This window comes from Rodentibacter rarus (genome assembly GCF_001998965.1).
GTDB classification, from domain to species: domain Bacteria; phylum Pseudomonadota; class Gammaproteobacteria; order Enterobacterales; family Pasteurellaceae; genus Rodentibacter; species Rodentibacter rarus.
Window position 1 is genome coordinate 1 of the sequence record NZ_MLHJ01000058.1, and the last position, 12,966, is coordinate 12,966.

The following is a 12,966-nucleotide window of genomic DNA, read 5'->3' on the forward strand; positions in this document are numbered from 1 at the left end:
ACTGCTGCATAATACCGCATTTTTTAACCGCACTTTTTAACATAACGTTCTATTCTTTCTTCAAGAGGAAAATGCCTTGTTCTGAGAGGTTAACGTAGGCTTGTTTGAGATCGGCATTAAAATCTTCCGGTTTGCAATTCACGAGGAGATCTTTACCCTGCCAGCTTGCTACCACTTCCCAGTGGTTGCCCATATAGACTGCACTTTTTATTTCGCAACGTTGTGCATCAATACCTTCCGGCGACAGATAAATAGCCTCTGGGCGGATGCCCACTAAACATTCGCCATCCGGCAAGCCGAATTGTTCACTGTGAGAAAGGGTCATTTGATAACCATTAATTTCCACTCGGTCTTTTTGTAATATCCCCTCGAAAATACTGGATTCCCCCATAAAGTTCGCTAAAAATAAGGAATTTGGACGACGATAAAGTTCTTTTGCCGGGGCTTTTTGCATAATTTTACCTTTATGCATCACAATCACTTCATCCGATACAGCGAAAGCTTCTGTTTGATCATGGGTAACATATAAAGAAGTAATGCCTAAGCGTTGTTGCAATTCACGAATTTTTTCACGCATAGAACGGCGCAGGTTCGCATCCAGGTTACTTAAAGGTTCATCAAATAATAAGACTTTAGGTTTTAACACTAAGGCTCGTGCTAAGGCCACACGTTGCTGTTGTCCGCCGGAAATTTGATCCACATAGCGGTCTTCAAATCCACTTAAATCCACCAACTCTAAGGCTTCTTTTACACGTTGGCGGTGTTCTTCTTTCCCTACCCCCTGCATTTTCAAGCCGTAGCCCACGTTATCGCCAATAGACATATGAGGAAACAGTGCATAGGACTGAAATACAATACAAATATCCCGATTTTGGATGGAAGATTTCGTCACATCTTCACCATCAATAAAAATTTGACCGGAAGTGGGGGTTTCCAGTCCGGCAACCAAACGTAAGACAGTGGTTTTTCCACAACCTGAGGGGCCAAGCAAGGTGACCATTGTGCCTCGTTTGATGGTTAAATCTAAATTATCGATAACCACCGCTTTACCAAATGCTTTGGTGATATTTTTCAATACTAAAAAATCATTGTTCATCTTCACTACCTTTTAAAACTTTTCATTTTTATACCGAACTTTTATGGATTTCAGCGGGACTTAATTCATTTTTTTCGCTTTTGAGCGACTAATGCGGGTTTCTCCCACGATCCAATCGAAGAAGAGAATAATTGCCATCATGACGACAATTAAAATAGAGCCGTAGGCAATCGCCACACCATATTCCCCATCTTCCACACGGTTTAAAATATAGGAAGTGGCAACACGGGTGTCGGCCGTAACGAGGAAAACTATCGCACTGACCGTTGTCATGGAGCGTACAAAACTGGTAACCAATGCCGACAGCAATGCCGGTTTAAGCAACGGCAACACAATAAACACAATGGTTTTGAAAGAACTGCCTTTCAGTGAAAGTGAGGCTTCATCAAGGGATTTATCTAATTGCCCTAAACCGGCAATAGCCGCCCGCATACCCACCGGCATATTCCGCATCACCATGGAAAGAATGATGATTAACCCTGTTCCGGTGAGGTAAATAGGGGCATTATTAAAAGCAAGAATATAAGACACCCCTGCAACCGTGCCGGGTACGGCAAAGCAAAGTAAGGTTAAAAATTCTAAGGTTTTCTTGCCTTTGAAATCACGGCGTACCGTAATATATGCGATGAGTAAACCAAAGAGCGCCGTAATCGGTGCGGCAGCGGCAGAAAATAATACGGTTTGGATAAGCGATGGCCATGCTCCATCGTTGAAGCCTTGACCAAATAATGTTTGGTAATGTTTTAGGGTTAATGTGTAATCCACGCCCCAGTTGGCGGTAAAACTGCCATAGAAAATACTGCCGTAAAGCACCACATTGAAAAGCACCCAAACGCCTAAAATCAACATCACCGCATATTTCATTAAATGAGGCAAATCCTGTACATCACCACAGTAGGATTTTCCCGAAACTGTCACATAAGAACGGTTACCAATCCAAAGATATTGGATTACAAAAATAGAGAGTGAGAAAATCAATAATAGGCTTCCCAAGGTACTAGCAGAAGCATAATCAAGCTGTGATCCGGCAATAAAGAAATAAATTTGCGAGGAAATCACATCAAAACTGCCCCCCAGTACCAATGGCGTACTAAAATCCGCGAGGGATTGAATGGCAACAACTAGGAATGAATTACCTAATGCGGGTTTTAACAATGGAAAAATAATATTAAAGAACGTTTGATAACGGTTCGCCCGCAAGGTGTATGAGGCTTCTTCAATAGAGGGGTGAACGGATTTAAGCGCACCTTCTAAGATCATAAAAGACATTGGGGTCAAAGCAAGCGTGTGAGCAATAACAATTCCGGTGAAACCGTATAACCAGTTATTATTAAAACCAAGATATTCCACCAAAAATTGGGTCACATAGCCTGAACGCCCAAGCATGAGCGTAACCCCTAATCCCACCACAAAGGGTGGCGTGACAATGGGTAAAATGGAGAAAATTTTGCCGATAAACGCCGTTCGTTTGGCAATACGCGTTGTATAAAGCGCAAAAATCAACCCAAATAGCGTGGCTAAAACACCAATAGTGGCGGCCACACTTAATGAATTAAAAATAATGCGAACAATATAAGGCTGTTTAATGATGGTTAAGAACTGTGTTGGCACAAATTCTGAACCGTCATAAAACATAGAAATAAAAATAGCGAATGTCGGATAAACAATAAAAAAGAAAATCATCAACACAATGCTGATAAGCGAGGCAATAATAAATTTATCGCCTTGCATTATTTTCATTTTTGCTAAGGCATTCGTTGCCATGGCAATCAACGCGATCACCAAAACAAAAATCGAATAACCCAAACTGATTTTTGCGATTGTCGCAGAGATAAAAATAAACGCAAAAATCGCACAAATCAGTAGAAATTCAGTTAACCCTTGTCGGTATGCAGTTTGGTTGGAAAAACGAGAAGCCAGCGGAACCAACAATAATGCCCCAAACCAAAGCCAACTTACATTAGGGGTCGCCCACCCCATCGCCTCCAACACTTCTTCCGAGGTGGCTTCTGCAAGCCCATAATAAAGTGCCGTAGAAGGCAAACAAATAAATCCAATAACAGCAATGGCAATCCAAAACCCATTGCTGCTAAAAAGCGCCTGCTTTTTCATTTATACCTCCGAAAAGCTATTTGGCGTTTTCTTATAGTATAAACGAGATACCCACGCCACTAATTTATACCTGTATTTATAATATGTACGATAAACAAAATCAAAGTGCGGTCAAAAAAATGGGTAATTTTTCAGTATTGTAGAGCAAATGAACAAAAGTAAGGATTTCAACAAAATTAGAGACGAAAATGTTCACCGATGAGACGGATGAAAAATGTAAAAGCTATTAATTCATCAGCCAATTTCATTTGCTCAACGAGCATTATTACGCAAAATTTGCCAATTAAAGCTATCCCATATTGAAGCTTAGGTTTCATTATGTTGTTTGTACATTGCTTCAATTTGACTACGATAACGTTCCATAATCACCTTTCGTTTTAGCTTCAAGGTCGGGGTGATTTCCCCTAATTTGATACTAAAAGCTTGAGAGAGCAGAGTGAATTTTTTCACTTGTTCAAAGTGAGCTAATTCTTTTTGCACTGCATTAATTCGTTGCTCAAACATTTTTAAAATTTCAGAGTTCTTAATCAAATCAAGACGATCTTGATATTTAATATTCAACTGTCTTGCATATTCTTCCAAACTGTCAAAACAAGGCACAATAAGGGCCGAAACATATTTTTTCGCATCAGCAATAATAGCGATTTGTTCAATAAATTTATCTTTGCCGATTTTGCTTTCAATATATTGTGGTGCAATGTATTTACCATTAGAAGTTTTCATTAATTCTTTAATGCGATCGGTAATAAAAAGATTGCCTTTCGAATCCAATTTACCGGCATCACCGGTTTTTAAGAAACCGTCTTCTGTGAAGGCTTGAGCGGTTTCTTCAGGTTTTTTGTAATATCCCTTCATCACCATACCGCCACGCACGAGAATTTCGTTATTTTCACCAATTTTGACTTCCGATTTAGGCATTAAGGTGCCGATAGAATTTGGGTTAAATTGGACATCGTGCCAGCACGAAATAGTGGCGGTAGTTTCTGTCAGGCCATAACCGAGTTTAATATTGATGCCAATGCTATGGAAAAATAACCCGATAGCCGGTTCTAATTTGGCACCGCCACAAGGCATCATTTTTATTCTACCACCGAGTAATTGACGAAGTTTGGACAACACAAGCTTATCGGCGAGATGATATTGCTGTGTTAACCAAAAAGAGAGAGGTTTATTTTGTGTGAACCGTTCAAAGCGTTTTTGTCCTATGGCTATCGCCCAATGGAAAAGGAGTTGGCGGAGTTTTGGTGCTTTTTGGACTTTATCCAGTACAGCAGCATAAATTTTTTCATAAAAACGGGGGACGGCGCACATCAGGGTTGGGCGAATCTCGCTTAAAACCGACCGCACTTGGTTGGTATCTTCCAAATAGCAAAGTGTGGCACCACGGTGGAGAATATAAGCTACCCATGCCCGTTCAAAAATATGAGAAAAAGGTAGGAAAGAGAGGGAAATGTCTTGAGGTGTCACATCAAGTGCTAGATCGTGGGTTTCTAATTGATGAGCGAGATTTGAATAATCTAACATCACGCCTTTCGGTTCACCTGTTGTGCCAGAGGTGTAGATGATGGTAAATAAATCCTCCATTTTTTTATTATGTAGGCGTTGAGTTAACTCTGCTTGTTGTGTTGGTGAACCCAATTCAATAAATTGTTCCCAAGTATAAGAGAATGCATCTTGTTTGAGCGAAATAGTGGGTTTCATTGCCACAATTTTTTGCAATTGAGGACAATGAGGGGCAATTTCTAAGGCGTGATCATACTGTTCTTGATCGCCAACGAAGAGAATTTTAACGTCTGCATGATTGAGCACAAATTCAGCTTGCTGTGCAGTGTTGGTAGCATAAATCGGTACAGTAATTGCACGAATTTGTAATGTTGCGATGTCAGTGATGGTCCAACGAGGCATATTTTGAGCGAAAATCGCAATTTTATCTTGAATTTGGATGTTGCAAGCGAGTAATGCTTGAGAAAGTTGGTTTAATTGATATTGAAATTCTGTCCAAGAAATATCCTTCCAAATTCCATTTTCTTTATGGCGAAGTGCGGTTTGATTTCCCTTTGTTTTTGCTTGTTGTTGAATACGATGAATAAAATGAAGATCGAGATTCATATTAACCTTAATGTTGATATTAATTGAGCTAACAATTGTTCGCTAATATAAGGTTAAATGAAATTAAAAGCCAGATAAATCTTATGTTTTTTGATTGTTTTAAGTGAACTTTTGTACACTTTGTGAAGTGGATCACAATCTTGTCGGGAATAAAAAACCGCTCCGAAGAGCGGTTGGTTTTTCCATTGTTTTGACTAGGCTTTGTAGTTGTAAACGTGTGCTACTAAGTCTAATACTTTGTTAGAATAACCGGTTTCGTTATCGTACCAAGATACAAGTTTCACGAAAGTATCGGTCAATGCGATACCTGCATCAGCATCAAATACAGAAGTTAATGCACAACCGTTGAAGTCAGTAGAAACAACGGCATCTTCGGTGTAACCTAATACATCTTTTAATTCGCCATTGAAGGTTTTCCCTTCAGCCGCATCTTTGATTGCTTGTTTGATTTGCTCGTAGGTTGCTGCTTTTTCAAGGTTTACTGTTAAGTCAACAACAGAAACGTTTGGTGTTGGAACACGGAAAGCCATACCGGTTAATTTACCGTTTAATGCCGGTAATACTTTACCCACTGCTTTCGCCGCACCGGTTGATGATGGGATGATATTTTGTGCTGCACCACGACCACCACGCCAGTCTTTAGCAGATGGTCCATCAACGGTTTTTTGTGTTGCTGTAGTAGCGTGAACGGTTGTCATTAAACCGTCTTTGATACCAAAAGTTTCGTGGATAACACGTGCTAAAGGTGCTAAACAGTTTGTTGTACAAGAAGCGTTAGAAACAATATCTTGACCAGCGTAGGCATTGAAGTTTACGCCACGAACAAACATTGGTGTCGCATCTTTAGATGGACCGGTTAATACCACTTTTTTCGCACCGGCAGTGATGTGTTTACGAGCGGTTTCATCCGTTAAGAATAAACCGGTTGCCTCAACAGCGATATCCACACCGATTGCACCCCAGTTTAGATTTGCCGGGTCACGTTCAGAGGTAACACGAATGGCTTTACCGTTTACCACTAAGTTACCGTCTTTAACTTCAACCGTGCCATCAAAACGACCGTGAGTTGAATCATATTTCAACATATAAGCCATGTATTCGACATCAATTAAGTCGTTGATACCAACTACTTCAATGTCATCACGCTGTTGTGCCGCACGGAATACAATACGACCGATACGGCCGAAACCATTAATACCAATTTTAATAGCCATAAGATTTTCACCTTTTTAGTTAAGTTAAACAAACCGTTATGTTTTGGAAACAAGAGTCGACTCCCAAAAACATCGGGCGGATTATAGCACGAGCATTTTGATAAAACTAGAAATGGTGATTTGTTTTTGTGATCTAGGTCAAAGTTACTTTTTTCAATCTATAAAAATTTTGGAAAAAAATAACCGCACTTTAATGATTTTTTTCAAAAGAATCGGCATAATAGCCAGAAATTTCCAAGAAAGGTTGATGCTATGTCACAAGGTAATCTGTATATTCTTTCTGCTCCAAGTGGTGCGGGCAAATCTTCTCTCATCTCGGCTTTGTTGGAGCGAGATTCTTCCACGCCTAAAATGGTTTCGATTTCTCATACGACTCGTGAGCCACGCCCCGGAGAAATTCACGGTGTGCATTATTATTTTGTGTCGAAAGCAGAATTTGAATCACTCATTGAGCAAGACCTTTTTTTGGAATATGCCACGGTGTTTGGCGGCAATTATTATGGGACGTCATTACTCGCAATTGAGGAAAACCTTGCAAAAGGTATCGATGTTTTTTTGGATATTGATTGGCAAGGTGCACAGCAAATTCGTCAAAAAGTAGCAAATGTCAAAAGTATTTTTATTCTTCCCCCTTCATTGCCGGAATTGGAGCGCCGTTTAGTGGGGCGAGGGCAGGATAGTGAAGTGGTAATTGCGGAACGCATGGAAAAAGCAAAGAATGAAATTTCGCACTACGATGAATATGATTATGTCATCGTTAATGATAATTTTGACCAAGCATTAGCGGATTTACAAAGTATTTTACAGGCGGAGCGTTTGACGAAAGCTTATCAAAAAATAGAAAACGCAGACTTAATTCATCAATTGCTGGATAAATAATATGATATTTAGTATGATGTTTCCCCTTTATATCCCCTATTTTAAAATGAACCGGAGTAGAAAATATGGCGCGTGTTACAGTGCAAGATGCAGTAGAAAAAATTGGCAACCGTTTTGATTTAATTTTAACCGCTTCACGTCGAGCAAGACAATTGCAGTTACATCAACGTGACCCATTAGTACCGGAAGATAATGATAAACCAACGGTTATTGCGTTACGTGAAATTGAAAAAGGTCTGATTTCTAACGATATTATGGATGCCCAGGAACATCAAGATATCGCAGCAATTCAACATGCCGAAGAAGCCGCTGTTGCATTAATTACGGAATAGTTATCGTAAAAAGTGCGGTGGTTTTTACCGCACTTTTATCTCAATCCATTCATTCAACCCGAACAAGTTAGGTGTCCTTTGGAACTGTTTGCAGATTTAAATCAAATCATTCAAGGGTATTTACCCGCAGATAAAATTGAATTAGTCAAACGTGCATTTGTGATTGCAAGAGATGCACACGAAGGGCAGTTCCGCTCAAGTGGCGAACCTTATATCACTCACCCGGTGGCTGTGGCTTCTATTCTCGCTCAAATGCATCTTGATCACGAAGCAGTGATGGCAGCATTATTACACGATGTGATCGAAGACACCCCTTATACGGAAGCTCAGTTGAGTGCTGAATTTGGCTCGAGTGTTGCTGAAATTGTCGATGGCGTTTCTAAACTTGATAAGCTCAAATTCCGAACCCGCCAAGAAGCGCAAGTGGAAAATTTCCGTAAAATGATTTTGGCGATGACTCGTGATATCCGTGTGGTGTTAATCAAACTGGCTGACCGAACTCATAATATGCGGACATTGGGTGCACTTCGCCCCGATAAACGTCGCCGTATTGCAAAAGAAACACTGGAAATCTATTGCCCACTTGCCCATCGTTTAGGCATCGAGCATATCAAAAATGAATTGGAAGATTTATCTTTCAAAGCGATGTATCCGCACCGTTATGATGTGTTGAAAAAATTGGTAGAAGTGGCGCGTAATAACCGTCAGGATCTCATTGAGTGTATTTCTAATGAAATTAAAGTGCGGTTGGAAAATGCAGGGATTTTTGCTCGAGTATGGGGGCGTGAAAAACACCTTTATAAGATCTACCAAAAAATGCGAGCGAAAGATCAGGAATTTCATTCCATTATGGATATTTATGCCTTCCGCATTATCGTTAAAACGGTGGATGATTGCTATCGTTCATTAGGGCAAATTCATAATCTCTATAAACCTCGTCCAGGACGTGTGAAAGACTATATTGCCGTACCCAAAGCGAACGGCTATCAATCATTGCAAACCTCAATGATTGGGCCTCATGGTGTGCCAGTCGAAGCGCATATCCAGACGGAAGATATGGAAAAAGTGGCAGAAATGGGTGTCACAGCGTATTGGGGTGGGAAAGAAAACGGTAAAAATGATAGTACAACCGCCCAGGTTCGTGCACAACGTTGGTTGCAAAATTTGGTGGAAATTCAGCAGAGTGTTGGAAATTCTTTTGAGTTTATAGAAAATGTTAAATCAGAATTTTTCCCGAAAGAGATTTTTGTATTCACACCGAAAGGTCGCATTGTCGAATTGCCGAAAGGGGCAACGGCAGTCGATTTTGCTTACGCTGTGCATTCTGATATCGGGAATACTTGTGTCGGTGTAACGGTTGAACATAAACCTTACCCACTTTTTAAAGCTTTAGAGTCCGGTCAAACCGTTCATATCATCACCGAACCAAATGCTCACCCGGAGGCAAGTTGGCTTAACTTTGTAGTGACAGCTCGTGCAAAAACCCGCATTCGACATTATTTAAAACAGCGTTGTGCCATCGATGCAATAAAACTCGGTAAAACCGAATTAAACTCAGCGTTGCAGCCTCATTCTTTGGAGGCACTTTCTCCACAGCAAATTCAATCGGCTCTGGAAGAGCTAAAACTTTCTTCTCTTGATGAATTATTGCGTGAAATTGGTTTAGGCAATTTGCTTGCTCCGGTGATTGTACATCAACTAATGGGGGAACAAATTGAGATTGATGTGGATGGTAATTCACAAAATCACAATAATACATTAATGATTTCACCGGCATTAATGGCAAACACACAATTTGCACAATGTTGTCATCCTATTCCTGGCGATCCGATTATTGGATGCAGCACCCCAAATAATGGATTAGTGATCCATCATTGTCAGTGTGCTAACCTCAAAAACGCTCGTCAGTTAGCTCAAGCCAAATGGGAAGAAGGACAAAGTGCGATCAATTTTGATGCAGAATTGCAAGTTGAAATTTTAAATGAGCAAAGTGCATTACCGAGTTTGATGATGGCGATCACCGCAAGTGAAGGTGGGATTCAAAATATTTGGACGGAAGAATTAGAAAGCTCGCTTCTCCTTGTGATTTTGCAAGTTAGTGTAAAAGATTTAAAACACCTTGAAAATGTTTTACACCGCATTAAAGGGATCACCGGTGTGGTGAGTGTAAAACGAAATATTAATGCCCAATAAATGAACTATGAGCCTGTCGTTGCTTGATGCGATTCCTCTTACAACACTTTCCGGTGTTGGGGCAGGTATTTCTGCCAAACTGAGCAAAATTGGTATTAATGATTTACAAGATTTACTTTTTCATTTACCCATTCGTTATGAAGATCGCACACGTATTACCCCCATCGCTCATCTTCGCCCAGAGCAGTATTTCACCATTGAAGGCATAGTACAATCTGCTGAAGTGACCTTTGGTCGCCGTCCGATTTTATCCGTCAGTTTATCTGATGGCACATCAAAAGTGATGTTGCGCTTTTTCAATTTTAATGCCGGCATGAGAAATAGTTTTCAAACGGGTGTGCGTGTCAAAGCCTTTGGTGAAGTAAAACGGGGTCGCTATATGCCGGAAATTCATCATCCGGAATATCAGATTTTGCGAGACAATTCGCCACTTGTATTAGAAGAAACACTGACACCTATTTATTCTACCACTGAGGGCTTAAAGCAAAATTCATTACGAAAACTCACCGATCAGGCTTTAGCATTATTAGATAAAGTACAGATTGCAGAAATCTTACCTCAGGAATTTAACCCTCACCCATTTAGTTTGAAAGAAGCACTTTATTTATTGCATCGCCCTCCACCGGATATTTCCCTAGAAATGCTTGAACAAGGTAAGCACCCGGCACAACAGCGTTTAATTTTTGAGGAATTGCTTGCGCATAATTTAGCTATGCAAAAAGTGCGGTTAGGTACACAGCAGTTTTTGGCCTTGCCTTTACAAGAACAAACGGATTTAACACAGCGTTTTTTAGCCTCTCTGCCTTTTCAACCGACAAGGGCACAAAAACGAGTAGTGGAAGAGATTACGCAAGATTTGGGAAAAAACTATCCAATGATGCGTTTGGTTCAAGGTGATGTGGGTTCAGGGAAAACATTAGTCGCTGCACTTGCCGCTTTACTGGCAATTGATAATAGTAAGCAAGTGGCGTTAATGGCACCGACAGAAATTTTAGCGGAGCAACATGCCAATAATTTCCGTCAATGGCTTGAACCTTTTGGCATTGAGGTAGCTTGGTTGGCGGGGAAAGTAAAAGGTAAAGCCCGTCAGGCAGTGCTTGAAAAAATAAAAAATAGATCGGCCCAAATGGTGGTTGGTACGCATGCCCTTTTTCAAGAGGAAGTCGAATTTGCTGATCTTGCCCTCATTATCATTGATGAACAGCACCGTTTTGGGGTGCATCAACGGCTAATGTTACGGGAAAAAGGGGAAAAAGCAGGATTTTACCCGCACCAATTAATCATGACTGCCACCCCAATTCCAAGGACACTGGCGATGACAGTCTATGCCGATTTAGATACTTCAATTATTGATGAATTACCGCCGGGACGAACACCAATTAAAACGGTCGTGATTTCAGAAGAACGACGGGATGAAATTGTTGAACGAGTAAAAAAAGCTTGTGTTCAAGAAAAACGTCAAGCCTATTGGGTATGTACTTTAATTGATGAATCTGAAGTTCTGGAAGCGCAAGCTGCCGAAGCCATTTGGGAAGATTTAACCAAAGCCTTGCCTATGTTAAAAATTGGGCTGGTACACGGGCGAATGAAGCCACAGGAAAAACAAGAGGTGATGCTGCAGTTTAAGCAGGCTCAGTTAGATCTGCTGGTGGCGACCACTGTGATTGAAGTGGGGGTGGATGTGCCGAATGCCAGTTTGATGATTATTGAAAATGCTGAACGATTAGGTCTATCCCAACTGCATCAATTACGAGGACGGGTAGGCCGGGGAAGTACTGCCTCTTTTTGTGTTTTAATGTATAAGCCACCTTTGGGAAAAATCTCACAAAAACGTTTACAGGTATTGCGTGATAGTCAAGATGGTTTTGTCATTTCTGAAAAAGACTTGGAAATCAGAGGACCGGGCGAAGTACTAGGAACAAAACAAACGGGCATTGCGGCATTTAAAGTGGCGAATTTAATGCGGGATCGCAAAATGATCCCAACCGTGCAACACTATGCCAAACAGCTTATCCAAAAATACCCGGACGTGGCAGATTGTTTGATTAAGCGTTGGTTGAATAACAAAGAAATCTATTCTAATGCATAAAAGTGCGGTCAATATAGAAAGAGTTTTTATGGAGAGAGAAAAAGAACGCCCGACAATCCTTTTTTTTGACTCGGGATTAGGTGGATTTAGCGTATATCGTGAAACGAAAAAATTATTACCAAATTGGCATTATCTCTATTGTTTTGATAATGGTGGTTTTCCCTATTCGGAACGTTCGGAAGAAAGTATTATTCAACGCACATTATCAGCTTGTCGATTAATTGATGCGCAACATTCTTTAGAGGCGATTGTTATTGCATGTAATACAGCGAGTACGGTGGTTTTGCCCATTTTACGGGAAAATTTTTCTATTCCTATTATTGGTACAGTTCCCGCAATAAAACCGGCAGCCGAGATTTCAAAGACACAACATATTGGGTTATTGGCAACAAAAGGTACAGTAAAACGCCACTATGTAGATGAGCTCATCCATAAATTTGCGCAACATCACCAAGTGGAGCGCTTAGGTTCAACGAAATTGGTTGAAATTGCCGAACAAAAAATCCGTGGGCATTCAGTGGACTTGATCGCACTAAAAGACGAATTATCGCCTTGGGCGAATATGCCGGATTTGGATACTTTAATTCTAGGATGCACCCATTTTCCTTTAATAAAAGATGAAATCAAATTATGTTTACCTCAAGTCAAATATTTTATGGATCCGGGCCCAGCCATTGCAAAACGGATTCAATCTTTACTTAGTGGGGTAAAAATCAGAAACAAAAGTGAAAAATCAAATCAAATGTTTTGCACAAAACATTTTCCAGAAGAATTACAATTCAAACAAATATTACCTTTGTGGGGATTTGATAGGTTAAATGTTATAGATATAGCTAAAAAAACGCCTATTTGATGAAAGTTTCATCAAAGTGAAAAAAGTTTAAAAAAATTTACAAAAACCACTTGCGTGGCATAAAAAAATGCCTATAATGCACCGCACAC

At 40.3% G+C, this 12,966-nt stretch carries 9 protein-coding genes; 5 read left to right on the forward strand and 4 right to left on the reverse strand.

Translation table 11 applies throughout. The features are described from left to right. Positions 1 to 49: 49 nt before the first annotated feature. The 4 genes from fbpC to gap all read right to left on the reverse strand — a co-directional run bounded on the left by fbpC (position 50) and on the right by gap (position 6,531). Positions 50 to 1,096 (reverse strand): ferric ABC transporter ATP-binding protein, encoded by a 1,047-nt coding sequence (gene fbpC, locus BKK50_RS06855; protein WP_077416611.1) that lies wholly within the window; start codon positions 1,094 to 1,096, stop codon positions 50 to 52. 60 nt (positions 1,097 to 1,156) lie between these two features. Then, positions 1,157 to 3,208 carry an ABC transporter permease gene (locus tag BKK50_RS06860; protein WP_077416613.1) on the reverse strand — a complete coding sequence of 684 codons (2,052 nt, stop codon included), beginning with the start codon at positions 3,206 to 3,208 and terminating at the stop codon, positions 1,157 to 1,159. A gap of 306 nt (positions 3,209 to 3,514) precedes the next feature. Continuing rightward, the gene (locus BKK50_RS06865; RefSeq protein ID WP_077416614.1) at positions 3,515 to 5,317 is read right to left on the reverse strand and encodes an AMP-dependent synthetase/ligase; all 1,803 of its coding nucleotides are present in this window, start codon (positions 5,315 to 5,317) and stop codon (positions 3,515 to 3,517) included. A gap of 194 nt (positions 5,318 to 5,511) precedes the next feature. Beyond that, the gene (gap, locus tag BKK50_RS06870) at positions 5,512 to 6,531 is read right to left on the reverse strand and encodes a type I glyceraldehyde-3-phosphate dehydrogenase (RefSeq protein WP_077416616.1); all 1,020 of its coding nucleotides are present in this window, start codon (positions 6,529 to 6,531) and stop codon (positions 5,512 to 5,514) included. A gap of 252 nt (positions 6,532 to 6,783) precedes the next feature. Between gap and gmk the strand changes: the two genes are divergently transcribed. The 5 genes from gmk to murI all read left to right on the forward strand — a co-directional run bounded on the left by gmk (position 6,784) and on the right by murI (position 12,877). Beyond that, positions 6,784 to 7,410 carry a guanylate kinase gene (gene gmk / locus BKK50_RS06875; protein WP_077416618.1) on the forward strand — a complete coding sequence of 209 codons (627 nt, stop codon included), beginning with the start codon at positions 6,784 to 6,786 and terminating at the stop codon, positions 7,408 to 7,410. A 65-nt stretch (positions 7,411 to 7,475) separates the two neighbouring features. Next, a complete protein-coding gene (rpoZ, locus tag BKK50_RS06880; RefSeq protein ID WP_077416620.1) occupies positions 7,476 to 7,742 on the forward strand; it encodes a DNA-directed RNA polymerase subunit omega in 267 nt (88 codons plus the stop codon). Positions 7,743 to 7,820: 78 nt separating this feature from the next. Further along, positions 7,821 to 9,935 (forward strand): bifunctional GTP diphosphokinase/guanosine-3',5'-bis pyrophosphate 3'-pyrophosphohydrolase, encoded by a 2,115-nt coding sequence (spoT, locus tag BKK50_RS06885; RefSeq protein ID WP_077416622.1) that lies wholly within the window; start codon positions 7,821 to 7,823, stop codon positions 9,933 to 9,935. A gap of 7 nt (positions 9,936 to 9,942) precedes the next feature. Beyond that, a complete protein-coding gene (gene recG, locus BKK50_RS06890) occupies positions 9,943 to 12,024 on the forward strand; it encodes an ATP-dependent DNA helicase RecG (protein ID WP_077416624.1) in 2,082 nt (693 codons plus the stop codon). 28 nt (positions 12,025 to 12,052) lie between these two features. Next, complete coding sequence (murI, locus tag BKK50_RS06895) at positions 12,053 to 12,877, forward strand: glutamate racemase (protein WP_077416626.1); 825 nt, start codon at positions 12,053 to 12,055, stop codon at positions 12,875 to 12,877. The last annotated feature ends 89 nt before the right edge of the window (positions 12,878 to 12,966 follow it).